The 25,271-nt window shown below is 56.5% G+C and carries 18 protein-coding genes; 11 read left to right on the top strand and 7 right to left on the bottom strand.

Translation table 11 applies throughout. The features are described from left to right. Positions 1-77: 77 nt before the first annotated feature. Both NB063_RS05980 and NB063_RS05975 read left to right on the top strand, forming a co-directional pair. The gene (locus tag NB063_RS05980; protein ID WP_250927843.1) at positions 78-2,033 is read left to right on the top strand and encodes a DUF1549 and DUF1553 domain-containing protein; all 1,956 of its coding nucleotides are present in this window, start codon (positions 78-80) and stop codon (positions 2,031-2,033) included. 78 nt (positions 2,034-2,111) lie between these two features. Further along, positions 2,112-3,383: a DUF1501 domain-containing protein gene (locus NB063_RS05975; protein WP_250927842.1), complete on the top strand. Its 1,272-nt coding sequence runs from the start codon at positions 2,112-2,114 to the stop codon at positions 3,381-3,383. A gap of 52 nt (positions 3,384-3,435) precedes the next feature. Here NB063_RS05975 and nhaA read toward each other — a convergent pair whose 3' ends face one another. Next, positions 3,436-4,809 carry a Na+/H+ antiporter NhaA gene (nhaA, locus tag NB063_RS05970; protein ID WP_250927841.1) on the bottom strand — a complete coding sequence of 458 codons (1,374 nt, stop codon included), beginning with the start codon at positions 4,807-4,809 and terminating at the stop codon, positions 3,436-3,438. Continuing rightward, entirely contained in the window at positions 4,797-5,069 is a 273-nt protein-coding gene (locus NB063_RS05965) for a hypothetical protein (protein ID WP_250927840.1), read from the bottom strand. Before NB063_RS05965 ends, nhaA begins: the two co-directional genes overlap by 13 nt. A gap of 84 nt (positions 5,070-5,153) precedes the next feature. On the opposite strand from NB063_RS05965, the gene NB063_RS05960 reads away from it, so the two are divergent. From NB063_RS05960 to NB063_RS05945, 4 genes are all read left to right on the top strand, one after another. Beyond that, a complete protein-coding gene (locus NB063_RS05960) occupies positions 5,154-5,309 on the top strand; it encodes a hypothetical protein (RefSeq protein WP_250927839.1) in 156 nt (51 codons plus the stop codon). Positions 5,310-5,688: 379 nt separating this feature from the next. Beyond that, positions 5,689-6,126, top strand: a complete 438-nt coding sequence (locus tag NB063_RS05955; RefSeq protein ID WP_250927838.1) for a GreA/GreB family elongation factor — start codon at positions 5,689-5,691, stop codon at positions 6,124-6,126. Between the two features lie 141 nt (positions 6,127-6,267). After that, a complete protein-coding gene (locus NB063_RS05950; protein ID WP_250927837.1) occupies positions 6,268-7,686 on the top strand; it encodes an SLC13 family permease in 1,419 nt (472 codons plus the stop codon). Positions 7,687-7,824: 138 nt separating this feature from the next. Beyond that, the gene (locus tag NB063_RS05945; protein ID WP_250927836.1) at positions 7,825-8,433 is read left to right on the top strand and encodes a DUF3124 domain-containing protein; all 609 of its coding nucleotides are present in this window, start codon (positions 7,825-7,827) and stop codon (positions 8,431-8,433) included. A gap of 45 nt (positions 8,434-8,478) precedes the next feature. Here the strand turns inward: NB063_RS05945 and NB063_RS05940 are convergent, their stop codons facing one another. Together NB063_RS05940 and NB063_RS05935 are read right to left on the bottom strand one after the other, a co-directional pair. After that, a complete protein-coding gene (locus NB063_RS05940) occupies positions 8,479-9,864 on the bottom strand; it encodes a sigma-54-dependent transcriptional regulator (RefSeq protein ID WP_250927835.1) in 1,386 nt (461 codons plus the stop codon). A 75-nt stretch (positions 9,865-9,939) separates the two neighbouring features. Further along, positions 9,940-11,166, bottom strand: coding sequence for a PAS domain-containing sensor histidine kinase (locus NB063_RS05935; protein ID WP_250927834.1), 1,227 nt, complete (start codon positions 11,164-11,166; stop codon positions 9,940-9,942). A 305-nt stretch (positions 11,167-11,471) separates the two neighbouring features. Here NB063_RS05935 and NB063_RS05930 point away from each other — a divergent pair, with 305 nt between their 5' ends. The 4 genes from NB063_RS05930 to NB063_RS05915 all read left to right on the top strand — a co-directional run bounded on the left by NB063_RS05930 (position 11,472) and on the right by NB063_RS05915 (position 19,012). Next, the gene (locus NB063_RS05930; protein WP_322975074.1) at positions 11,472-12,515 is read left to right on the top strand and encodes a transporter; all 1,044 of its coding nucleotides are present in this window, start codon (positions 11,472-11,474) and stop codon (positions 12,513-12,515) included. A gap of 139 nt (positions 12,516-12,654) precedes the next feature. Beyond that, positions 12,655-15,612, top strand: coding sequence for a hsp70 family protein (locus NB063_RS05925; protein WP_250927833.1), 2,958 nt, complete (start codon positions 12,655-12,657; stop codon positions 15,610-15,612). A gap of 449 nt (positions 15,613-16,061) precedes the next feature. Beyond that, positions 16,062-17,276: a DUF6786 family protein gene (locus NB063_RS05920; RefSeq protein ID WP_250927858.1), complete on the top strand. Its 1,215-nt coding sequence runs from the start codon at positions 16,062-16,064 to the stop codon at positions 17,274-17,276. A gap of 200 nt (positions 17,277-17,476) precedes the next feature. Then, positions 17,477-19,012 carry a Ppx/GppA phosphatase family protein gene (locus NB063_RS05915; RefSeq protein ID WP_250927832.1) on the top strand — a complete coding sequence of 512 codons (1,536 nt, stop codon included), beginning with the start codon at positions 17,477-17,479 and terminating at the stop codon, positions 19,010-19,012. Between the two features lie 19 nt (positions 19,013-19,031). Here NB063_RS05915 and NB063_RS05910 read toward each other — a convergent pair whose 3' ends face one another. Beyond that, entirely contained in the window at positions 19,032-19,940 is a 909-nt protein-coding gene (locus NB063_RS05910) for a carbon-nitrogen hydrolase (protein ID WP_250927831.1), read from the bottom strand. Between NB063_RS05910 and bioD the strand changes: the two genes are divergently transcribed. Continuing rightward, the gene (gene bioD, locus NB063_RS05905; protein WP_250927830.1) at positions 19,939-20,607 is read left to right on the top strand and encodes a dethiobiotin synthase; all 669 of its coding nucleotides are present in this window, start codon (positions 19,939-19,941) and stop codon (positions 20,605-20,607) included. The two genes, NB063_RS05910 and bioD, sit on opposite strands and share 2 nt — an antisense overlap. 447 nt (positions 20,608-21,054) lie before the next feature. Here the strand turns inward: bioD and NB063_RS05900 are convergent, their stop codons facing one another. After that, complete coding sequence (locus NB063_RS05900; RefSeq protein ID WP_250927829.1) at positions 21,055-22,575, bottom strand: HlyD family secretion protein; 1,521 nt, start codon at positions 22,573-22,575, stop codon at positions 21,055-21,057. Beyond that, a complete protein-coding gene (locus NB063_RS05895; protein WP_250927828.1) occupies positions 22,575-24,824 on the bottom strand; it encodes a peptidase domain-containing ABC transporter in 2,250 nt (749 codons plus the stop codon). Before NB063_RS05895 ends, NB063_RS05900 begins: the two co-directional genes overlap by 1 nt. Between the last annotated feature and the right edge of the window lie 447 nt (positions 24,825-25,271).

The following is a 25,271-nucleotide window of genomic DNA, read 5'->3' as shown; positions in this document are numbered from 1 at the left end:
ATTGGGGGTGTATTTTGACGCACCACCAACGCGGTTTTCATTTCCATTCGTTAGGCGAACGATCTATGAAGCGATTCGTGATTTGGCTCTTTCTGGGCGTCTTTCTCATCGGATGGGGCATCGATGCTCAGGCCGTTGGTCCGCAACTGACCAAACGCCAACAAGCGATCAAGCGGGAAAACGAACGCAAGGCACGCGAAGCCGCACGGGCGGCAGAGCGGGCGAGGAACAATCAGATCGCCAAGACAAACGAGCGAGAGATTCCCGAAGTCGAAATCACGATCGCACCGGTCAACCCGAACACGAAAGCCGATGTGCTCAAATCGGCGGCCAAGATCGACGCGATCATCGAAGCCGATCTCGCCCGACGCGGTATCGAACCCAACCCGCCTGCCAGTAATGAACAATTCATGCGTCGGGTGTATTTGGACATCACCGGACGCGTTCCCCGAGGACGCCGAGCGTGGACGTTTCTCGCGTCCAAGATGCCTGAAAAACGTTCTCTGTTGATTGACCACCTCCTCAATCAACCGGGCTACGCGAGCCACATGTTCAACTATTGGGCCAGCATCCTACGGCTCAACGATACCGGATCGAACCGTCTGTACCTGCGTCCCTACGGGGATTGGTTAAAGGAATGCTTCCAGGACAACGTGGCGTTCGACCAAATGGTGTTCGAGATGCTGACCGCGGAAGGTAAGACGTGGGAGAACCCCGCGGTCGGTTACAAACTCCGCGACCGCGGCATGCCGCTGGATAACTTGAACAACACGGTTCGAAACTTCCTGGGGACTCAAATCGGATGCGCCCAGTGCCACGACCATCCGTTCGACCGTTGGACTCAGCAAGAGTTCTACGAGTTGGCTGCGTTCGAAGGCGGCGTTCGAACCGGGGCGCCGCCCAATGCGAAAAACGTTCCTGACAACAAATTGATCAACACGTTGAGAGAAAGTCTCAGTCCCCAAGAAGGCCAACGCCTTCGTCAATTTGTCAGTGCGAACCGACATCAAGTTTACGAAAACCCCAAGGCCAAATTGAAATACCCGTTCGACTACGCGTACAGCAACGCGGAGGCGGGCGAAATCGCCAAGGCAAACGTGATCTTCGGCGAGATGCCCGATCTCGAACCCGGACAATCACGCCGGGAAGCGTTCGCATTGTGGCTAACGTCCAAGGATAACCCGAGGTTCGCGTTGACGATCGCAAACCGCATGTGGAAGCGAACCATGGGCGTCGGCGTCATCGATGAGGTTGACAATATCACTGACGACACGGAGCCGTCGAATCAAGAGTTGATGGATTTCCTCGAGTCGGAGATGAAACGCCTGGACTTCGACCTGAAGGAGTTCGTGAGAATCATTTACCACACACGTACCTATCAGCGGCAAGTTTCCTATGGCGGCTACGACCCCGCCGAGCCGTACTACTTCCCCGGCCCTGTGCTTCGCCGGATGACCGCCGAACAAGTCTGGGATTCACTGCTGACGCTGAGCATCAAGGCGCCTGAAGCGTACCTTCGTCCCGATGACTCGGAATACATCGAAGCCCTAGACCTTGATGGCAGTGCGAGCCAGGACGAGATCCTCGCGCTCTTGACGAAAGTCCCCGAAGCTCAAAAAGCGATGCGGGTCGCCGAGTCCGGCCAGCGGTATCAGAGCGTGACCCTGCGTCGTGCATCCGAACTTCCTCAACCGTTGCCGGCGGCTCACTTCTTGCGGCAGTTTGGCCAGAGCGATCGCGAGATCATTTCCGAAGGATCGACCGAAGGCACAGTTCCCCAATTGCTCGCTCTCTTTAACGGTCCGATCACGCACATGATGCTCGAAGCCGGATCGGTGATCTACACCGAAGTCGAACAGGCGGACGGGATTTCAAATCGGATCCGCATCATCTTCCTCAGTGTTCTCGGCCGGATGCCGACCTCGGAGGAAATGTCCGTCGCGTTGAGCGAGATTCGTGAATCCAGAACAGCCGGTTATGGAAACATCATCTGGTCGCTGCTCAACACCCGCGAGTTTTTGTTTGTGCAATAGCCGAGCCTTTTCTCGGGACCTCACGTTTTTCCCTTTGCGTTCGCCACGGTTTCACTAAACCGATTACGGAACACCTCCATGAAATTCCAAACCAACGAAGATCAATGCCGACGTGCTTTTATGCAGTCGGTTGCCAAATCATGTCTCGGCGTGACCTTGCTGAGCGGACTCGATCAAGTCGCGATGGCGGCTTCCGCGAGCGGATCCGGCAAGGGCAACAAACGGATGATCTATCTGTTCATGAACGGCGCGATGAGCCAACTCGACACGTTCGATCCCAAACCTGATAGCGACGTTCAGGGACCGACGGGGGTGATTCAAACGCGGCTCCCTGGGGTGCAGTTCAGCGAACACCTCCCCAAACTCGCTGCCGCCGCAGACAAGTTGGCGGTCATCCGCTCAATGAATTCCTCCACCGGTGCTCACGGCCCCGGCCAATATCTGATGCGGACGAACTACCGCGAAATCGCTTCGACGGTGCATCCCGGTTGGGGATCTTGGATGCACATGATCCATGGCCGCATCCACCATTCGCTGCCAGCCAGCGTCCACGTTGGTGGTGGCCAAGGTCCGGGCTACCTGGGCACCGCGTACGCTCCGGTTCCTGTCGGCGATCCTGACAAAGGGATTGAAAACACGAAGTCGCCCTCTTATGTCACGGACTCATTGTTCGACCGACGCATGAAATTGGCCAATGTCTTTGACAAATCGTTTCGCGCACGCACGTCAGGCAACATCGAGGTCTCTGGCTACGATGAGCTTTATAGCGAGGCGATCGGGCTGCTGCGGAGTGAAGATCTTGCCGCGTTCGATATCACGGCGGAGCCTGAAGCGATACGAGAGAAATACGGCAAATCCAAACTCGGCCGGGGCTGCCTGCTGGCCCGCCGATTAATCGAACACGGTGTGCGGTTTGTCGAAGTCGGCTACGGAAGCTGGGACCACCACAACGAACTCGCTCAAAACATGAGCGAACGTGGAGCCGCGCTCGATCAAGCCCTCAGCGCGTTGCTAGAAGACCTGGAACAGCGTGGCTTGCTCGAGGACACCCTCGTGGTCGTCGGTACCGAGTTTGGCAGGAAACCCAAGATGAACGAGCGCGCCGGACGCGATCACCACCCGGCCGCCTACTCATGCGTTATGGCCGGAGGTGGAATCAAAGCGGGACAAGTCTACGGTGAAACCGATAGCGATGCGTTCTACCCAGACCGCGATCCCGTCAGCGTCGAGGACTTCAACGCCACCATCGGCACCGCGTTGGGCTTGCCGATTCGCAAAGAGTTCTACTCACCAAGCGGACGTCCGTTTACGATCGCCCACGATGGCGATCCGATCAAAGAAATCGTCTAGCGCGTTTTCAGTCGTGGCTTGCCGCTTGCAATCCGACCGCCCCAATGACGCATCATTGGGTCGATCGGGTCTGCGTTGGGTTCTTCGGCAGGATCCACATCAGTAGTGACATTCCGAGTAACGCACTCATCGCCGAACCGACCAGGACGCCTGTCTTGGCCGTTGCCAGGCCGTCGCTACCAAAGGCCAGCCCATCGATGAACAAGGCCATCGTGAAACCGATCCCCGCTAGGCAACTGCCGCTGATCAGGACCGGCCACCCGATGCCCTCGGGAAGTTTCGCCCAACCAAGCCGGATCGCTAGCCAGCTGAAGGCGACGATCCCGAGCGGTTTGCCAACGACAAGCCCTAACACGACAGCGATCGCAACCGAGTCGTTTAGGTTTGCCAGTTCAATCGCCACACCGGCATTGGCGAGTGCGAACAAAGGCATGATCACGTAGGCAGTCCATGGGTGCAGCGAGATCTCAAGACGCTCGAGTGGCGAAACCAATTCCCGGGTCAACCGTTGAACTTCATGAACCGCTCTGGTGCGATGTCGTTGCTGCGACCACCGCGAGTTTTCAAAGACGTCTTTCAGACGGCTGAGATACTCACGGAATCGTTCGGGAACCAGCACCGCTCGGGCGGGAGTTTGCAATCCGAGGATGACGCCGATCAGCGTCGCGTGAACCCCTGATTCGTGCAGCATCAACCACGCCAATGCCCCCACAGCGATATACGGTGGGAAACGGCGGACACCGATACGCGAGAGCACTTGCACCATCACGATGCAAACGACCGCCATCATCAGGAACTCATAGTCCAGTGATTCGGTGTATCCGATCGCGATCACCAAAATCGCGCCGATGTCATCGACAATCGCCAGCGACAACAGCAGCACACGGAGGCTGTTCGGAACTCTTGGACCGAGCAACGCCAAACATCCGACCACGAACGCGATATCGGTTGCCATCGGAATGCCCCAACCGTTCATTCCCGCCTCGCCGTACTGCAGCGAGAGATACAACGTCGCGGGAATGACCATGCCCCCGATGGCCGCAGCGATGGGCAATGAAGCACGCTTCCAATCCGAAAGTGAACCATGCACGATCTCGCGTTTGACTTCCAATCCGATCACGAAAAAGAAGATCGCCATTAATCCGTCATTGATGACGTGGTGCAGCGAGTGGTGAAAAACGAAGCCACCGAAACCCAACACGACGTCGGTTTCCCAAAACGCCAGATAGGCACCCGCGAGCGACGAATTGGCACAAACGAGTGCGATGATCGTGCAGACGACAAGAACGATCCCACCGCCGGCTTCGATGTGGAGGAACCTCGCAAGCGGCCGAAGTATCCGATCGACCGGTTGTTCAGGTAGCAAGGGTATGATGGCGTCGTCGGAGCGCGACGTCTGTTCGTCGGGACGGGTTAGGGTTTGCATTGATTTCCATAGGCATAAGGTGGGGCCGAAGTTTCAGGGCGGCGAGCCTGTTGTTGAATGGAATAACGCAGCAAGTTCTGGTCCGAGTGACTCCGCGTCGTGTTTCGCATGAGTTTCGACACCGTCCGGGTGTCAACGCGGGTTACCAAGGGAAACCCGCGTTGACGAAGTCCAGGTGATGTGGGCGACGGTTTTCCGACGGAGTGGTGCAGAAAAGGCGTGTCTACCGTCAGTTCACGACGCATGGATGTAGGTGGCATCTTGTTTGCTTGGATGGTCTTTTCGATTTCATTGAAAGTCTGCCCGGGGAATCCAAACACTCCAGATTTGAAAGGAACCCGATCATGTTGATGCGCAATCCTGAATGCTTCGTCGATCAAGACGTCCAAAAGCGAATCGCCGAACCTGTTCAGTCTCGCACCCCGCGTGAAACGCTACTCGGTCAGATCGTGTTGATCATGTGTTTCATCATCGCCGTGCTATTGCGATCACTTAACTAAACAGGTCACCGAAATGACTCGGTGAATTTTTGAATGCGAGTTGACGGCGTTCAAACTTGGGGCTCGCGCCGTTCCGCAAAGCCTGATAGCGGCAGGGCGCAAGCCCTCCGGTTCAAGCCCACTCAAATCAATACTTCGCAAAACGCAACTGATTAGCCGGTATTCAAACCCGACGTGGAACCGGACGGCTTGCGCCGTTCCGATAAGTCTTTTAGCAGCAGGGCGCGAGCCCTCCGGTTCGAGCCCACTCAAATCAATACTTCGCAATACACAACTGATTAGCCGGTATTCGAACGTGATGTGAAACCGGACGGCTTGCGCCATTCCGCTAACAAAAACCACGCTGTCCCCAATCTCCTTCTCTTTCCGTTTTCAAAACATGATCACCAACAGTCGAACCATGTTCCAAAATCTGTATGTCACCCGTCTCGATCGTGATCGCTTGTTGAGTCTGCTCGAAAGCAATTTCACGCAGGCGATCAGTAATGGCCGTTTTCATCTGACCGAACTCAAGGAGCGGATCGAACGAGCCACTGTGGTTGACTCAAAAGACATGTTGCCCGAAGTCATCACCATGAACACGACGTTCAAACTACTCGACGTACCACGCAAGGAAGCGGAGACGTTCACGTTGGTGTATCCCGACGAAGCCTGCATCGCCGAAGGGAAACTCTCGATTCTTTCGCCGCTCGGTGCCGAGTTACTCGGACGCCGCGTGGGGGACTTTGTGCGATTGCGGGTCCTCAACCGTGATACCGAAAAACGCGTTGAGAACATCTCATTCCAACCCGAACGTTGCGGCGTGTTGAACCTGTGAGGAGGCATCGTTCCGTGATCGAGAAATCGTACCAATGGTAATTTTCTGTCACGCAACGCACAGGTCGACACACCTCCGATCGGAGCGGGTAGAATCGGCGTTTTCGAACTCCGATTCGCCCGATCCGATTGGACCATTGCTTTGTTTTCCGAATTCCGTGCGCTTTCCATCACGATCGGAATCGCCCTCGCACTCTTCATGTATGGCGTGTGTCTGTTCGGTTTCTCGCTCGCTCACGAGGCATCGGTAACGGCAGCGGTGATCTGCCTGTGCGGGGTGTGGTGGTGTACCGAGGCGGTCCCCATTCCGGTGACGTCTCTGGTTCCGTTCGTGCTGTTTCCATTCACCGGCGTGCTCGACCATACTCAGTTAGCGGGCGCCTACGGCGACAAATTTGTATTGCTGTTTCTCGCCGGATTCATGATTTCGCGGGCGGCCGAGAAATCGTCCACGCACCTGCGAGTTTCTCACGGGATGATGCGGATACTTGGTACCCATTCACAGCGGCGCATCGTGCTCGGATTCATGCTCGCGCCTGCGTTCTGCAGCATGTGGATATCGAACACCGCGACGGCGTTAATCATGTTGCCCGTCGCGATCGCGTTGCTACAGGAAAAAAGCGACTCCAAGCTGCATGTCCCTTTGCTACTGGCGGTTGCGTATGGATCCAGTATTGGAGGGATGGCCACGATCATCGGAACGCCGCCCAACGGCGTTTTTGTCTCGATCTACGAACTGCAAACGTCGCAAACCGTTGACTTTCTCTCCTGGCTCAAAATCGGGGTTCCCATCACGGCCGCCATGTTGGTGGTCACCGGCTATTGGTTAACACGTGGTTTGGGCGGGTCGGCGGACTTTCAGATCCAAAGTCTTGGCCCTTGGACACCGGCGCAGCGTCGCGTGCTCGCCATCATTGGGGCAACCGCGTTTCTGTGGATTACCCGCACGGGTCCGTTCGGCGGCTGGTCCAGTTGGTTAAACGTCCCCATGGTCCACGACGCAACGGTCGGGCTGGGCGCCGTGGTGATGATGTTTTTGATTCCCAGTGGTGAGGTTGATGAAAAGGGACACGGCGAAACGTTGCTTGATTGGGCAGCCGCCCGCGACATTCCCTGGGGTATCCTGATTCTGTTTGGCGGCGGACTGGCGATAGCCCGTGCGGCCGAATTGTCTGGACTTTCAGAACGGATCGGTCTTCAGTTGACACTCCTCAACAGCCTTCATCCGGTGCTTTTGATCGGGATCGTTTGCTTGACCGTGACGTTCCTGACCGAGTTCACGTCCAATACCGCCACCACGACGCTGCTCATGCCGATACTCGGCGCAGCATCCGCTGGGGCCGGCTACGATGCTGCGATACTGATGATTCCCGCTGCCCTGTCGGCGAGCTGTGCCTTCATGTTGCCCGTCGCCACGCCTCCCAACGCGATCATTTTCGGCTCCGAAAAAATCACGGTACGCGAAATGGCTCGAACCGGATTTGTGCTCAACCTCGCTGGTGCCGTCCTGATCACCGCGATCTGTTACTTCATTTTGGACTTAAAAACTGGCCTACTTTGATCACGATCCGCGGGGCGGACTCACAGACGGCGCTCGCTCCAGCAATTTCGCATCCGCGGGACTTGCCCAAACTGAGAAATGCGTAACCATGTCGTCAGCCACCGAAGGTCGCCCCCTCTCACCGCAGTCAAACCGCTCATGTCGAACGAAAATCCGGAAGAACAAACCGATTTGATGTACCGCCAATTCAAACTGCTGATCTTTCTGTTCGTCATCGTCCCGATCATCCTGCTGGTGCTCTTCATCGAATTTCGATTTCGCTCCTTCGAAGCCGCCGTACCGCCACAAGAACCGAGTATTCGTGACGAAGCCCGCATGGAAATCGATGTCATGCCATGGCATCCGGTTGACGGGCAACGGTTGTACGTGCCCGCCTATTCGCATGTTTACCACCGGGAAGGCGACCCGCATCTTTTGACCGTCACCCTCCACATTCGCAACACCGATGTGGATGATGAAATTGTCGTCACTTCAGTGCGTTACTTCGACACCGGCGGCAAGGAACTGCGTTCGATGTTGAAGAAACCGTTGAAACTTGCTCCCTTGGCCGCGACCGAATTTGTCATCGAACGCGAAGACAAATCCGGAGGCAGCGGCGCGAGTTTTATCGTCGAGTGGCGAGCCGGCACGGAAGTCAACCAACCCATCGTCGAAACGGTCATGATCGATACGAAAGGCCAGCAGGGCATTTCCTTCATCTCGCCTGGAGTCATCCTCAGCGAGGGGACGACTGACTCGGAGGACTAGGCTGCCGAGGATACTCCGAACGGTCACGTGTCCTCCGCCGCGTGATTAACGGAAATCGTCCGCGTTGATACCGTGCCTCCTGAGTAACTTGTTGAGCCCCTGTCGAGACATTCCGGCTTGGCGGGCTGCTGACGCGATGACGCCCTCGTGTTTTTGCAACAGCGCGTTGAGATACTCCCGGTCAGCATGATCGAGAGCTTGGTCCCTCGATATTTCGGCGAGCGAATGCCCGTTTGTCGCCCGCGACTCCGGTTCACACAGTTGCTGCGGCAAATCGACGACGTCGATCTCGTTGCCTTGTGCCAGAGTAATTGCCCGTTCAATCACATTGCGAAGTTCACGGATGTTACCCGGCCAGCGATAGCGTCGAAAACACTCGATCACTTCAGGCCGAAACCCGGTGATGCGGGATTCCTTCGTGCGCAGACGATCAAGAAACGATTCCGCCAACAATTGGATATCGTCGCCACGTTCGCGAAGCGGAGCCAACTCGATATGGATCACGGCAAGGCGATAGAACAAGTCTTGGCGAAAACGCCCCGACTCGACTTCCGATTGCAGATTTCGATTGGTCGCGCAGACGAAACGGGTGTCAATGCTTACCGATTTGGTTGCCCCCACCGGCGTGAAGGTTTGCTCCTGAATGGCTCGTAATAATTTCGCTTGCGCCGCCGCGGGGAGTTCACCAATTTCGTCTAGGAACGCGGTGCCACCATCACAGCTTTCGAGCAGTCCTTTCTGATCTCGCAACGCCCCCGTGAAGGCTCCCTTCACATGCCCAAACAGAACGGATTCGAACAGCATTTCCGGAATGGCGGTGCAATCGATGATCTGAAACGCATTCTCTCTGCGTGGGCTTTGACGGTGAATCGCTTTAGCGACCACCTCTTTTCCCGTGCCGCTTTCTCCGGTAATCAACACGTTGGTGTCGCTCGCGGCAACACGATCGACGATTTCGAGCAGGCTCAGCATCGGCGGACTTTCACCGATGATTTCGGGGTACTTGGTTCGTAGATCTGACGGAGGCTTCTGATCGCGTTCCTCCTGAGTGATCTTTGTCGATGGTCGAGTCGCACGCTCGACGGCGATCAACAATTCTTCGAACTTCACTGGTTTGAGCAAATAATCGGCGATTCCCAACCGAACGCTTTCGATCGCGGTCGGGACCGATGGAACGCCCGTCACAACGATCATTGGGATGTGTGAGTACTTGGCACGTCCCTCCTTGAGCAGTTCCAACCTCAAATTACCGGGCATGTTGAGATCGGTCAGAATCAAATCGACCGGATGCTCCTGAAGCACCGCGGTCGCATCGTGAGCGTCTTCGACGCAAATGCACTCGTATCCTTCGTCACGGAGCAATTCAGCCGTGGTGTTTCGATACAGCGGTTCATCGTCGGCGATCAAGATACGGAGTGCTTTGTCATTCATATCAACATCTTACCGTCACCCAAATGTTCGCGTAATCCTTCCGCTCAAACGGATGACGGTGATCGCAAACTCGAACTATTCGATCGGTTCCAAACGCCGTGGCAATCGCACCGTGAACTCGGTACCAACCCCGACTTCGCTTTTCACTTCGATCGTTCCCTTCATCGCCTCAACCAGACTGCGACTGACCGAAAGCCCCAGTCCCATGCCTTGTCCGACCGCTAATGCTTTGGTACTGAAGAACGGATCAAAGACTTGCCGAAGGTGTCCTTCGGAAATCCCATGTCCCTGATCGGCGACTCGCAGCGTCAAAGAGCGATCGTCCGTGTTCGCGGAGATCTGAATGGAAGAGCCCGACCGGGACGCCTGCATCGCGTTATGAACCAAATTCAGCAACACCTGTTTCAATTCCCCTTCCCGCAAGACGACTTCGTCAGGTCGTAGCTCGTTGTTTGTTTGCGTCGAGCCGAAATGTGTTTCCACATTCACTTTGGTCTTGCGTGACAACGGCAGCGAGAGCGAGACGACCTCGTCGATCGTGCGACGGATCGAAAACAAAGCTGCCTTCTGCTGGCTGGGCCGGTAGAGCTGATACATCTGGTGGGTGATCGCGCTCATCCGATCGATCTCACGGTCGATCAATTCAAATTTGTTGTAGTGTTTCACCTCCGGTGGAAGGTGACGTTTGATCAGCAAAAGTGCGTTTCGGATTCCGGCGAGCGGATTGTTAATCTCATGAGCCACTCCTGCGGCGAGTTCACCGAGCGCGGCGAGCTGTTCCATCTTCGCGCGGTGTCGTTCCAACTCTGCAAGCCGAGCGGTCCGCTCCTGAACCATCTGTTCGAGATGTTCGTTGTGCAAACGAAGTTGTTCGCGCATCGCCCGTTTGTCGGCAATGTCACGCGCACTGACACGCACGCCGAGCGACTTACCTGTCTCGTCAACCATCGGTTGCCAAGACATTGCAATCCAGCGCTGTGATCCATCGCGGTGAATGGCCTCGAATTCGACATTATTGGCCGTGCTGCCGCCAGACATCTGTTTGATAAAGCCCATCAGTCGCGGATGCTCTTCGGAGGCGATCAAAGGGAACGGGTAGTCATCCATCTGCATGCACTCGGCCGCCGAATATCCGGTGAATCGCTCGACCGCCGCGTTCACCCACAGCAATTTCCCGTCGACACCCAACCAACTTTCCCAGTCATAAGTGCATTCGGCGATGTACCGAAAAAAATCGGGAGCGATGGGCTGCCCACGTTTGGGAAGTGTCGATTCGGGCCGTTGCGAATGAGCGTGGTTCATGGAAGGACAGGTATAGGCGTGGGGAAACTTTCAGCGAAAATGGCACAGCGGACGTTTGCGATCGCCATCAGCAACTGATGCTTTGCATTGTATCCGCCAGCAACACTGAAACCGCGGAACTCGCGCGAGTTTTCGACGATTGTCAATGACCGTGCGGGCTATGGAAGAGATGACGGTTTTGCGAACTGGATAAAACCTGCGTGCTCTTTTTCAATGCATTTCACCACGCTGTTGCCATGGTGCTTCCGATACCGTTTGCGTGAGGAGCGGGATTCCGCAAGGTCGAAAACTTTACGGAAAAAGAAATGTTGCAAAAACAGGTTGCAGTCTTGGTTGCGTTGAGTGCGTGTCTTTGCGCAACTTCGGTGCAGGCCGACGGTGGGGTTCGTTCACGAGCGGACAAGCATGCTCCGGCGTTTCTCATGGGCGACCACATCCACGCTCCCGGCGATTGGATGGTGGAGTACAAGTACATGAACATGTACATGGAAGACAACCGCATCGGCTCACAAACCGTCTCTGATGCTGCCGCAATCACCTACGGTGCCACCAGCGATCCGGTCACCAATCGGATGGCAACGCCAACGCAAATGACGCACGAAATGCATATGCTGCACATCATGCGCGGCATGACGGAAAACATCACCATCTATACGATGATCATGTTGCCGAGCGTGACGATGGACCATCTTCGCGGGCCAGCGGCTGGCCCCGCAGCGGGCACCGAGTTCACGACTCACAACAGCGGATTTGGTGACACAACCCTGGGCGCCCTCATGCGTCTGTACACCGACGAGAATGACGACTGGATCTTGAATCTCGCAGGTTCGATCCCAACGGGAGACATTTTTCGGACAACGACAATCCCGAGCGGTGGTACGACATCACAGGCGTTTCCTTATCCGATGCGCCTCGGATCGGGAACGTTCAACGCGCGGCCGGGACTAACGTGGAAGCACTACTGGGAATTTGGATCTTTTGGCACGCAGCTTCAAACGGATCTACCGATCGGACGAAACTATCGCAACTACAGTGTCAGCGATGAGTTCCGGCTCAATCACTGGTACAGTCATCTGATCACAGACCATCTTTCCACTAGCCTCCGAGTAGAAAACTTGTGGCGTAACAACTACGGCGGAGAAGACCCGATGACTCCTGACATGGGAATCAGCACGAACGTCGAGAGTTTCCGCGGCGGATATTGGCTCAACCTCGGAATCGGCGGCGCCGCGCTGATCAACGGACATCTGTTGAATGTCGAGTTTGTCCCCACGCTTTATCAGGATCTCGACGGCATCCAACTCGAAACGGATTGGTCGATGGTCGCGAGTTGGTCCAAGTCGTATTAGCGCCAAGGGCTCCGTCGTCGTCCGAGATTCCTTGAATCCGAGCCAGACTCCCGCACGCGGCACGGTTGGCCCTCTGGGGGCGACGATCGCCTCGGTCTAAAATGCGGATTCGATCATTCACACCAGCTAGCAAATTTGCATGTCTTCACCTGACCAGTCTTCTCCTGAAACCTCCTCCTCGACAGATATCGACAGTCCCCCGCGGTACTGCGTCGGCATCGATTTGGGCACCACCAACTGTGTGCTCGCGTACGTCGACACGGACGCGGAATCTCGCCGCGTCGAGGTTTTTTCGGTCCCACAGTGGGTGGATCTCGATATCCTCGAATCGCGTACGACGCTGCCATCGTTCCACTACACGTTGACCGATTCGGAAATCAAGGCGGCTGAGGCAGCGAAGTCCAACCGACAGCTCGCCCATTTTTTGGTGGACCCTTTAAACGAGCGGGTTGGGGAGCACGCGAGAGTCGCCGGATCCTCTCATCCCGGCCGCCTGATCGCCTCAGCAAAAAGCTGGCTGTCGCACGAGGGCGTCGATCGATCCAGCGATCTGCTGCCGTGGCACGGCGATGGCGATGTCACTAAGAAGTCCCCGATGGCCGCTTCGGCTGCCTATCTCGCTCATCTCCGTTCGGCCTGGGATGCAGTCCATCCCGAACATCCGATGGCGCAGCAAGACGTGGTGATCACACTGCCCGCCTCGTTTGACGAAGTCGCACGGGAGTTGACCGTCGCGGCGGCCGCCCAAGCGGGGTTACCTAGGATCCAATTGATCGAAGAGCCCCAAGCCGCGTTCTACGCCTGGCTCGATCGTCACACCGACGACTGGACCGACCGGGTGCGTGTTGGTCAATTGATTTTGGTTTGCGACATCGGCGGCGGGACAACGGACTTAACGCTGATCCGTGTCCGCCCCGCCGCGACGCGCCAAAGCGGTGAAGAGGGTGACGTGGAAGTAAAAAGTGGTGCGGTGCAGTTCCACCGCATCGCAGTGGGTAAGCATTTAATCTTAGGCGGAGACAATCTCGACTTGGCGATCGCCAAAGACGCCGAGTCGCGACTCGATTCGGCGTTACCGGCGAGACGATGGCAACGACTCGTCGCCGCCGCTCGTGGCGTCAAAGAGATGATGCTTTCTCCGGGCCGGCCGTCCGAGACGACGATTCACCTATCCGGCGAAGGCTCCTCGTTGATCGGAGATTCGATCTCACTGACGGTGACGGCGGAGCAGGTCGATCGGGTGTTGTTGGACGGGTTCTTCCCGGAGGTTCCGTTGGATGCGTCGGTCATCGGCGGTCAGAGCGGGTTCCAAGAACTCGGGCTGCCTTACGCCGCTGACCCTGCCATCACCAAACACCTCGCCGAATTCCTGAGGGCGCACCGCGACACCGGAGTCGATGATGACGCGGTCGACTCACGCCGCGTTGACCTGGTGCTGTTTAACGGTGGAGTGTTGCGATCGGGCGCCATTCAGGACCGGCTGGTCGACTGTTTGGCGAAGTGGTTTGGTGGCGAAGACTCTCATTGGCGTCCCGAGACGTTGCAGTCGCCGCGGTTGGACCTGGCCGTCGCCCAAGGTGCCGCTTACTACGCATTGGTACGCCGAGGCGAAGGCGTGCGAATCGCTGCCAACCTCGCACGCACCTATTTCATGCAGATTTCGCAGTCGCCGCCCCGCGCCGTCTGCATGATTCCCGCGGACGCTCAAGCCGGACAAACTTACCGAATCGATTCCTTGCCAATGGAACTGCGTGTTGGGGTTCCGGTCAGTTTCCCTCTCTGGGTGAGCAGCACGCGGCTCGCCGATCGCCCCGGCGACGTGGTCGACATCGACGCTTCCGAAATGACCGCGTTGCCGCCGATTCATACCGCGCTGCGAGATCGCAATCGCAAGGCTCAAACGACGCTCAAAATTGTGATCGAAACGCAGCTCTCGGAAATCGGGACGATCGGAGTTTACTGTGTCGCAGCAGGCGATGGCGTGTCTAAAACCGAGACTGGCGAATCCGATGGTTCGGCCAAACCGTCTCAGCGCAAGCGACGGTGGAAACTCGATTTTGATATCCGTGCGACCTTGGAAACCGATCGTGATGCACACCAGGGTGGCGGGGAAGCGTCAGGGATCGTCGATGAAGAAACGCTCGAAGCGTGCGAGCGTGAAATCGAATCGGTGTTCGTTCGAGGAGATGAAAAACCGGCCAAGCTGGTGAAACGATTGCAGTCGAGCTTGGAACTCAAACGCGACGACTGGCCACCCGTCTTGCTGCGAGGCATTTGGGAATCGCTCGTGCGAGTTGAGCCCCAACGTCGGCGTTCTCCCGCTCACGAATCCCGCTGGCTCAACCTGCTCGGCTATTCTCTGCGTCCGGGTTACGGCGTCGCGGTCGACGATTGGCGAACCAGTCAAACGTGGCGGTTGCTGTTTGGTAAAATCGCCCACGACGATCCGCAAACCCGAGCCGAGACTTTGATCTTGTGGCGACGAATCGCCGGGGGCCTGACCGACGGTCAGCAAGCTCAATTGGCAAGCGTTTTAAAACGCAACCTGATGTCGGGCACGCTCCGCCCCGAATCCGCGGAAGCACTCGAAGCTTGGCGATTGGCGGGATCGCTCGAGCGTTTGCCGATCGCGGACAAGCTCGACCTGACCCGCGCGGCGCTGCGACAGCTCGAACGCAAGAACGCCCGTGCGCTTTATCCCGCTTTGCTTTGGGCGATCGGGCGCATGGCGACGCGCATCCCTGCCTACGGTCCAATCAACCTCGTCATTGGGACGCGTGATGCGTCGAACATCCTGCAAAAATTGCTGACTTGCCCGGCGGTCCATACCCCCGCAGCGACGTCATCCAAACAGACGGGGCATCCCGAGCAAATTCGATCGACCGCGGCGCTCGCATTGACACAACTTTCGCGGCGTTGTCATGATCGTTTCCGCGACCTCGACGACTCGGATCGCCAGCGAGTGTTAAGGCAACTTGAGGACCTCGACGCACCGGCCCATTTTTTACGGTTGGTAGCGGAAGGCGGACAATTCGATCACGAGGAACAAGAAGCGATCTTTGGAGACTCACTGCCGCTGGGTATCGAACTGCGATAGCACAGACAAGCAAGTTTTTTGTCATCCGCAATCAACGTCGCGGGAATTCGCACGCGTGCAAAACGGCTGAGTCGTTCACCCGCCAAAAATGCATTTACGGGGCTCAACCTGCCGCAAAACGTCAACTTAATGCCGCATTATCGCATTGCCCAACCCGCATCCAAAATTATTGTGATAGGATCACAATCTGAAAGATGGCTCGTGGATGGGAAGTGCGGCGTTCGGTTACCACGATTGTGTTTTGCCTGCGACCGTGCGGTAAAAGTGTCATGAATTGTCACGACCAGCGTGCTGCAGACGAAACGAGCGTCCACGCCCCACCGCCTGATGTTGCCCCACCAAGCTTCACGCACAACGAGATAACGAAACTGATGACGACGAACCTTCCCAGATTTCACGACAGCACCATTTCTTCTAACACAAGGTGGGCGATCTCGCTCCTGTTGCTTATGACCATCACCGGAAAATCGTCGGCCCAAGAAACGGATGCTCCCACCAAGGTCGTTCCCTTTGCGGACGATGTGGCATTCATGGAATCTCACACCGATCTTTTGATCCTTCGCCAGGGCGATGCCGCAATCGCGGTGGCCCCGGCCTATCAGGGACGCGTGATGACAAGCACCTTCGATCAGAAAAACGGTCCGAGCTTTGGATGGATCAACCGGCCTGTGATCGAGAAGGGATTACTGTCAGACGAAGAACGCGCGGGACGACTCGAAGAGCACATTTACATCTTCGGCGGAGAGGAACGTTTTTGGCTCGGCCCCGAAGGCGGCCAGTTTGCAATCTTCTTCAAACCAGGGTCGAAGTTTGAATTCGAAGACTGGACGACGCCGCCTGCCATCGACACCGAAGCGTTTCGCGTCGTCGAAAACTCCGAAGACACGGCAAGCTTCGAACACACGGCCGAACTCGTCAATTTTAGTGGCACTCAGTTTGACGTGGGGATTCACCGTACCGTCAAGATGCTCGGACGCGATGCAGCGACTTCGCTGGTCGGCGGAGACTTGGCCGATGAACTGCGTTTCGTCGGTTACGAAACCGACAACCGAATCACGAATCGTGGCGAAGATGCTTGGACGCCCGAAAAAGGCTTGCTATCCATTTGGATGCTCGGAATGTACAACCCATCGCCCAACACAACCGTGGTGATCCCTTTTAAAGCTGGCGATGAGGCGGAACTCGGTCCCAAGGTGAACGACACCTATTTTGGCAAAGTCCCCGCGGAATACCTGAAGGTCGAAGAGGACGTCCTGTTCTTCAAGGGCGATGGAACCCGACGTGGAAAGATCGGCATCAGCCCGGCACGGTCCAAGGGCATTGCGGGCAGCTACGACGCTGACGGTCAAGTGCTGACGATTCTCACCTACAACGTTCAGGATGCTCCCAACGGCTTCGTCAACTCGATGTGGGAACATCAAGACGATCCTTACTCGGGCGATGTCGTGAATTCGTACAACGACGGTTCACCGGCGCCGGGCGAGCCACCACTTGGTCCGTTTTACGAACTCGAGTCGTCGTCGCCCGCGGCCGCTTTGCAGCCCGGAGAAACGATGAAGCATGTCCAGCGAACTTGGCACATCCAAGGCCCTGAATCCCAGCTCGATCCGATCGCGCAACGTTTGCTCGGCGTCAGTCTCGCGGAGATCCGCGACGCGTTCTGACGTCGCGTCTCTTACGCGGCGTGATCGATGATCTCACTCCGGGCGGGTTGTTCGCACGCCGTGACGTTCGCACGCCTGATGTGATGTTCCGTGCAATCACGACCGTTGTCACTTGGCCACGGATTCACTAGGCTTTTGGCTCGACTCCGGTCGGGCCGATTTGTCGATGGGCCCGTCGTCCATTTCATGTTGTAGAAAGCGTGACAACGATCGATTCTTCTTCACCGCCATTGGAACTCGGCCAAGGACGTCTTCAAACGCTCGTTCCGATTGCCGTGATCGATATCGGCTCCAACTCGGTCCGTCAGGTAATTTACGAAGGCCTGACGCCAGCCCCCTCGGTTCTCTTCAACGAGAAGGTTCTCTGCGGGTTGGGACGGGGAATGGTGAAGAGCAATCGCCTCAACGAAAGCGGGGTCGAACGAACGTTTTTGGCACTCAAGCGTTTCCGCGCTCTGGCCAACCAACTGAACGTTGCAAAAACCCATGTGATCGCGACCGCTGCGGTCCGTGATGCGGAGAACGGCGAAGAGTTCATCGAAGCCGTCACGCGGATTACCGGGTGCCAAGTTGAAGTGCTCACCGGACCGATGGAGGCGAGGTATTCGGCGATGGGTATCCAATGTGGATTTCATCGCCCCACCGGTATCGCCGGTGATATCGGAGGCGGATCACTCGAACTGATCACCGTCGAAAAAGAACTCGGTGAAGGGATCACGCTGCCACTCGGTGGTTTGAAATTGGCAGAATTGTCGGGCGGGTCGCTGAGCGTTGCGAAGAAACTTGCGCGGGCAAAGCTGAAAGAGGTTTCACTCAATTGGCCGGGCATTGAACGAAACTTCTACGCGATCGGCGGAACATGGCGGTCGCTCGCAAAACTGCATATCGCCAACAAGAACTATCCGCTTCCGCTCGTACATGATTACGAGTTATCGGCCACCGAAATGATGGACTTCTGCAAGTCGATCGCGACCGATGATCTGTCAAAGGTCACCGGGATCGAAGCGGTTTCGAGGAACCGTCGTGATCTGCTGCCGATCGGTGCAGTCGTCATGCGAGAAACGCTTCGCGCATTGAAGGCTGACCGCGTGGTCATGTCATCGGTCGGCCTCCGCGAAGGTGTGCTGTACTCGATGCTATCACCGGAAGAGCAGTCCGGCGACTCGCTATTGGAAGCGTGTCAGGACCTCTCGACGCTGCGATCGCGAAACCCGGAACACTGCCTCGAATTGGCAACATGGACCGATGCCGCGTTCGCGACGTTGGGGATTGAAGAATCCGAAGACGATCGGCGTCATCGCACCGCATCGTGTTACCTCGCAGACATCGCGTGGCGGGCGCACCCCGACTTCAGGGCGCAGCAATACATCGGCATCATCGGCAACGCGGGATTTGTGGGAATCACTCACGAGGGCCGCGCCTACCTCGCAATGGCAAACTACTACCGCTACACCGGTTTGGGATCCAAAGTCAATCCGCCCGCGATCGCCGCACTCGCATCACCGGCGGTCCAGAAAAAAGCTCGCGTGTTGGCGGCAATGTTCCGCGTCCTGTATCTCTTTTCCGCCACCATGCCCGGGGTGATCTCGAAACTAACTCTGCGAAAGGATGACGCCGGTGCCGTCATCCTCTCGATCCCTGAATCCATCTCAGGACTCTGCGGAGAACGTCCAAACGAACGCATCCGTCAGCTCGGTAACGAACTCGGGATGGACGTCACACTGGAAGTGGTCTGATCAGGCGATCCCCCAACGCTTAATCGATAAAACGTCGTGTCAGATCCCCGTACGCGTCGACGCGGCGATCTCGCAAGAACGGCCAATGCGTGCGGACAACGTCCATTTCCTCGAGTGAGCATTCGGCGGTGATCACCCCGTCGGTGTGATCGTCCGCACGACTGAGCAATTCGCCGCGAGGCGAAGCGATGAAGGAATTTCCCCAGAACTCCACACGCCCTTCCACTCCCACCCGGTTTGGGGCTCCGACAAAGATGCCGTTCGCGATCGCGTGCGCCCGCATGCTGGTCATCCACGCGTCGAGCTGCCCGGCGCCAAACTCGTCTTTTTCTTCGTCGATCCAACCGATTGCGGTCGGGTACAACAAAATGTCCGCTCCGGCGAGGGCAAAGAGACGAGCCGCTTCCGGGTACCACTGATCCCAACAAATCCCAACGCCGAGTTTCGCGTATCGCGTCTTGATGACGTTGAAACCATTGGGTCGATCCGCTGGGACGGCAGCCGAGGGCTGCGCGACATCACCGGGTGTGAAATAGAACTTTTCGTAGTACAACGGGTCGTCGGGAATGTGCATTTTTCGATACACGCCGGCGATTGATCCATCGGCATCGAGCACTGCGACGGTATTGTGATAGACGCCCGCTGCCCGTTTTTCGAAAATCGGGCACACGATCACGACTTGCAAACGACGAGCGAGCGCCGACATGGCGTCCGTGGTCGGGCCGGGAATCGATTCAGCAAGATCGAACATGCAGTGATCTTCCGCCTGACAGGGATAGCACGTTGCAAAAAGTTCTTGCAAACAAATCACTTGGCCGCCTTCCGCAGCGGCCTTTTCGATCCATTGAGTGGCGGCGGCGATCGACGCGGTTTTCGAGCCAGCGTCGCGCATTTGAACGAGCGATAATTGGACAGTGGGAAATTTCATGGCGATGGATGTCTATTTTTTTACGGGAACCGGCACTGACGTCGGTAAAACATACTGTGCGTCTCGATTGGCGCAAACGAGTCTTGCACAGGGCCGCCGCGTCGGAGTCTACAAACCGGTGGCCAGCGGTTGTGCGATCGGGGATGACGGCGAGATGGTGGCTCCCGATGCCAAAATGCTGTGGGAATCCGCCGGCGGTCCGTTAACCCTGCACACCGTGTGCCCCCAACGATTCGAGGCAGCACTCGCGCCACCCGAAGCGGCCAAAACGCAGAACACGACGGTTGATGAAGATCAACTCCTGGCCGGCATCGAACCTTGGATCGATTACGCGCCAGACCTGTTGATCGTTGAAGGCGCCGGCGGGCTTTTTAGCCCACTATCGGAGTCGATGTTGAATATCGATTACGCCCTTCGACTTCGCGAAAGGCTGCCCGAAATGCGAGTTGTCTTGGTCGCTCCGAATCGCTTGGGCGTCATCCACGACTGCGTCGCCTGCGTTCGAGCCGCTGCATCAGCAGGATTGACCATTGACCACGTTCTGCTCAACCAAATTAACGACGATGCGCACGTGCTCTCGGACGCATCGATACTCACCAACGCCCGATCGATCGAGCGATGGACGGGATGTGTCGTTACGAACCAAGAGCGAGGTTTATCGTTTTGACCGGCGCGGCGACCTCACGCGGTATCCGCTGTTCATCTGACAACGGGTTGATGATTCGTCGTGAGCAGATGGAATCCGCAATCGCATGACGCCCCGAGCGTTGAGCAAGTCGAAGAAAGTCTTGCGGGATATTAGCCGTTTGGCATTAACCACGGTTGAGAGGTCAAACCTGGGCTAGCGCATCATCTAACCAAAAATGTTGGGTTGCCCAAACCGGAGGACTCGCGTCCTTCTGCTAAACGGCGTAAAGGAACAGTGCAAGCCATCCATTAACGCGGGACCGGGACGGCTTGCGCCGTTCCACTAAAAGTAGCACTAAAGCAATCAACGTCCCATCACGACTAAGAACCGAAACGAAACTTGGTTACTTCAGTTTCCACGCCATAGCAAAGAATGAGACGCCCAAACGGCCGGCAGGATTCTGCTCAATGATTCCTGCCAACCTATTTAGATCTTTACCTTCGGCGGTTTTGATTTGGTCGTCTCTTTCGCTTGATCGTCAATCATTGGTGGGAACCCATTCATGTTCCGCCAGATTTCGAACCACAGCGGCACGCGGTTGATTAGCACCCAAGCGTTAGCGCGAACGCCCTGACGCAGATAACGGTCTTCGGGCCAACTGTTCATATCCTCGGGCCGGACCAAGACTCGGAATTTTCCTTTGCCGTTATCGGTCGCATCCACCGAGACGACTTCGCCGCCAAAGGTGCCGACTGCGACGCTAGGCCAACCCGCGAATTGAACCGCCGGCCAGCCTTCGAACTGCAATCGCACGTGCCGGCCCGGACTGACCAACGGAGCGTCGTTACCGTCCAACCAAATTTGCACCGCACGATCGGCGGTGTCGGGAACGATCACACAAATCGGATCGCCTTCCTTGAGTACCGCACTTCCTAGATTGGGAACAATTTGCGTCAAATATCCGTCAAACGGGGCACGGATAGTTTGATTGGATTGTCGAGCGAGTTTGGTCTCGATATCGAGCAAGTCCTTCTGCGACTTGTTCAGTTCCGAAGTTGCTTTTGCGATGTCGCTTTCAGCCTTGGAGACGTCGCTTTGCGCCTTATTCAGCGTCGAGCGGGCGTATTCGATATCAGCTTGTGCCTTCTGTTCCTTTGCATTGCGATCCCGACGCTTCTCGTCCAAAGCTGCCTTAGCGGCGTCCAAGTCGGCTTCGGCTTGAGCGAGTTTGGCTTCGGCTTCACGGAATTTTTGTTCCGAAGTTTGAAACTTCAACTCGGACGCGATCCGTTCGTTGAACAACGTTCGCTGACGCTCATAGTCGGCGCGTGCCTGAGTCAGTGTCGCCTTCACTTCGGCGAGCTTTTGTTCCTGTGAAACAACCTTGGCTATCGACGCTTCAACACTCGCGTCGGCCGATGCGATGATCTGCTCTTTCACGCTCTCGTAGGAACGCAGTTGTGCTTGCAGCGTCTCGACCATGGTTTCGGCGTTGACCAGGTTCCGACGTCCCGCCGCGACGACGCTCTCGAGCGACCTGATTTGTTCTTGACCGGCATTGAGCTGCGATTGCAAGCGGCCGTAATACGACTCATCGAGATCTCGAATCTCGACAATCACTTCGCCCTCGGTGACGTGGGCGTTCTCGTAGATGCCTTCCCCGAACGACACGATTCGCCCTTTCGTCGGTGACTCAATCGTCTGCGTTCGATCACGTGGCGAAAAGGCGATCACCGATCCGCTACCTTTCACCGATTGTTGCCACGGCGCAATCGCGACAACGATAAAGCCGATCACGATCAGAACCACCAACGTGCGTCCGATCATTCGCGCCTTCTTAGACGAACGCGTCAGTTTCAACGACGGCATAGCGCGCTCGTCATACGCTTCCGGCAAAATCATTGCCCGACGACGGCGCCGTTTCGGATCTGCTTGAACAGACGATTTCCGAGTCGTGGTTTCGGGTGAATCAGCGGGCTTCGGTTGTGAATCTGTAATGGTGTTCATCAGACCTTCTCCGCCGTTGTGCTTGCGTAGGTATCGAGCTGTTTTCCGATCCGCGAAGAACGTAACTCAATCGTATGATCACATCGATTTGCAATCCATTGTCGCCCGGTCGCGATGATAATCGTCCAAGGCCGCTCCGGGGCGAGCAAATGGTTGAGGATTCGTTCCGCCTCCTCGTCGCTCAATGAATCGAGCAAACCATCAATCAACATCAGATTCGGACGACTCGCGATCGCCCGTGCGAGCAACACCAAGCGAACCTGGTTGGAAGCCAATGGTGCTCCGCTGCTAGCCAGATGCGTCTGCATCCCGTCGGGCAACGCATTCAGGGTATCGGCAATTCCAACCGCCTGCAAAGCATCCTCGACATCTTGACCGGAAACGTCAGTACGCTGCACGTGCACGTTCTCCTCCACGCTCGCCGAAAACACCTCTCCATCACGAACCAATTCGACACGATTCCAAAAATCATCGGATTGAAAATCGCTGGGCTGCGACGAATCGACTAAAACGATTCCCGCAGTGGGCCTGCGTACGCCGTGGATCAGGTCGAGCATTGTCGATTTACCCGCCCCCGAACGTCCGACGACGGCCGTGGAACTGCCCGCGGGCAGGTGCGCCGTCACCGGTGCGAAGATGTTCTTGGTCCCCGCACGATGGTAAGTAACGTTATCGAGTTCAACGGCAACCGGTTCGTCCGATGTCATGTGCAGCCCGGTGCCTTGCCGAGCCATGGGAAGATCAAAGAGCACGCCCAGTTTATCGACGGACGCAAGTAAGTCGTAAAATCCTTCGAGGTGCTTGCCCATCTTTGCGAACGCACCGACGATGACCGCCACGATCAACTCGGCGGCCACCAACTGCCCGAGCGTGAGTTCACCGGCAATGACAAGATATCCGCCCAAACCCAGCAATGCCGTGCTCGCGATCGCTTGCAACCCAAGGGCAAACAAGATTTGCCGCAACAGCACACGGAAATGCCGCTTTCGATTGACCAGGTAGTCATACACCAACCGATCCGAACGACTTGCCGAAAGACGTTTACCGGCGGCGGATTGAAAAGTCGTATGGCACCGCGAAACATCCTCTAACCAAGCCGCCATGTAGTACTTGCTCTTGGATTCTTTCACCGCGGTCTTCACCGCGCCGCGTCCCAGGACGATGATCAGAAACACAATCGAGGCTACCAGGAGCGCGTCGAACCCCAATAGGAATGGGTGGTAAAAGCCGAGCACGATCATCCCAATCGCGGCACTCATCACCAGCGCGATGCCGTCAAGCAAGATGGACGCGGTCGCCTTCTGCACCGTGACCACGTCGAAGAAACGATTGGTCAACTCAGGCAAATATTGATCCTCGACACCCTCAGTCGAAACTCGCGGCAACCGGTGAGCGAGATCCCCGGCTACACGCGCAAACAATCGTTGCTGGATGATTTCGACGATGTACGTTTGTAACGCCAGCATCGCGGCGGAAACGCTTAGAAAGAACAATAAGATCAACGCCAGCACCACGATCGGTTGCACAAACCGCCCGAAGGCAACCGTATTCACCAACGCCTCCACCGCAATCGGTGTCGCCAACGTGAACAAGCCGACGACGAAGGCGAAGACGATCACCAGCCAAATGTCAGTCCATTCCGGACGGACCAAATGCACCAACCGAGTGAGCGGCTTCATCGGTGCCGCTGAGCCATGTTCCCCGCCCGAAATCGATAACTCGCGCCAATCAAACGCGATGCAGCGGATCCGCTCATCCTCCGCTAACGGTTCGAGACGCCGCCTGAGTTCGCGTTCGGAGACGGTTTCTTCCTTATCGTGATTCGATTCCCAAATAACGGTCCGAGACTTCGCATTTTGATGAATCAGGAACCATCGCGGAAATTCGACGCACGATGCCTGCCCCTCCGCGGTGACGTCCGCAGACAACGGCTCCAACTTTCCGCGTGAGAACGCAACCACGTCGGCGCCGTCGGAAATCAGACGGACCACCTGATCCACTGAACAATCCAGCACAGCGGGTCGCAGCTGCAACCCAGACGCGGCGTCAGTGAAAATCTGCCACCACTGATCAGGGAGCGTTCCCTCGTGGCTCTCAAGAGTTAGATGAAAGGTGCGAAGAACAGTCGTCCGCTCCATCTTCACGCGGTCACGGACCAAACGTTCCAACGTAGCGGCCCCTTCACCGGCGAGCCTTTGCTGGGCAGCCGGACCAATCGGTGGCGTCGCCCGATCGTCAGGAGTGATCATGTGTGGTACCGATTCCTAGAAGACTCTGTTCTTTTGTCCACGTCCAATATACCGACCCGAATCTGGCCTCAAGTAACTCATTCACCGCTCGCAACCGCGTCAGGCAACCTAATAAGCCCATGCGGGAGAGCATCTTGCGTACCGCATCAGCGGCTTTGGCCTTCTCACACTGGTGTCTGCAACTTTTCTCACGAAGTAAATGTCGTGAATTACATTACTTACTTTACCCTCATGTATCGGGCGGACAAGTCGAAATAGTAAGTAATTCCCTAGCTAATCGGTAGACCTTTTTAGAATTACCCAGCCCGCACCAGCTGTAAAACCCGTCTGCAAGATACGTAGTCGGCGGTAAACGCGGGAGCAAACTGCAATTTCTTGCACGATTCAGCCGAAGCCAGTTGTACCGGTTGCAACACGGATCCCCGTGCTTCCGGACGCCGCGAACAT

Origin of the sequence: Aporhodopirellula aestuarii, assembly GCF_023701485.1 — a bacterium.
GTDB classification, from domain to species: domain Bacteria; phylum Planctomycetota; class Planctomycetia; order Pirellulales; family Pirellulaceae; genus Rhodopirellula; species Rhodopirellula aestuarii.
The sequence above is the reverse complement of the archived record's forward strand: the minus strand, read 5'-3'. Positions and strand labels throughout refer to the sequence as shown.

What these genes read in the sequence shown, in the direction of transcription:
- NB063_RS05975 (WP_250927842.1), top strand. Translation starts at nt 2,112, where the DNA reads ATGAAATTCCAAACCAACGAAGATCAATGCCGACGTGCTTTTATGCAG.
- nhaA (WP_250927841.1), bottom strand. Translation starts at nt 4,809, where the DNA reads ATGCAAACCCTAACCCGTCCCGACGAACAGACGTCGCGCTCCGACGAC.
- NB063_RS05965 (WP_250927840.1), bottom strand. Translation starts at nt 5,069, where the DNA reads ATGCCACCTACATCCATGCGTCGTGAACTGACGGTAGACACGCCTTTT.
- NB063_RS05960 (WP_250927839.1), top strand. Translation starts at nt 5,154, where the DNA reads ATGTTGATGCGCAATCCTGAATGCTTCGTCGATCAAGACGTCCAAAAG.
- NB063_RS05955 (WP_250927838.1), top strand. Translation starts at nt 5,689, where the DNA reads ATGATCACCAACAGTCGAACCATGTTCCAAAATCTGTATGTCACCCGT.
- NB063_RS05945 (WP_250927836.1), top strand. Translation starts at nt 7,825, where the DNA reads ATGTCGAACGAAAATCCGGAAGAACAAACCGATTTGATGTACCGCCAA.
- NB063_RS05940 (WP_250927835.1), bottom strand. Translation starts at nt 9,864, where the DNA reads ATGAATGACAAAGCACTCCGTATCTTGATCGCCGACGATGAACCGCTG.
- NB063_RS05935 (WP_250927834.1), bottom strand. Translation starts at nt 11,166, where the DNA reads ATGAACCACGCTCATTCGCAACGGCCCGAATCGACACTTCCCAAACGT.
- NB063_RS05930 (WP_322975074.1), top strand. Translation starts at nt 11,472, where the DNA reads ATGTTGCAAAAACAGGTTGCAGTCTTGGTTGCGTTGAGTGCGTGTCTT.
- NB063_RS05925 (WP_250927833.1), top strand. Translation starts at nt 12,655, where the DNA reads ATGTCTTCACCTGACCAGTCTTCTCCTGAAACCTCCTCCTCGACAGAT.
- NB063_RS05920 (WP_250927858.1), top strand. Translation starts at nt 16,062, where the DNA reads ATGACCATCACCGGAAAATCGTCGGCCCAAGAAACGGATGCTCCCACC.
- bioD (WP_250927830.1), top strand. Translation starts at nt 19,939, where the DNA reads ATGGCGATGGATGTCTATTTTTTTACGGGAACCGGCACTGACGTCGGT.
- NB063_RS05910 (WP_250927831.1), bottom strand. Translation starts at nt 19,940, where the DNA reads ATGAAATTTCCCACTGTCCAATTATCGCTCGTTCAAATGCGCGACGCT.
- NB063_RS05900 (WP_250927829.1), bottom strand. Translation starts at nt 22,575, where the DNA reads ATGAACACCATTACAGATTCACAACCGAAGCCCGCTGATTCACCCGAA.
- NB063_RS05895 (WP_250927828.1), bottom strand. Translation starts at nt 24,824, where the DNA reads ATGATCACTCCTGACGATCGGGCGACGCCACCGATTGGTCCGGCTGCC.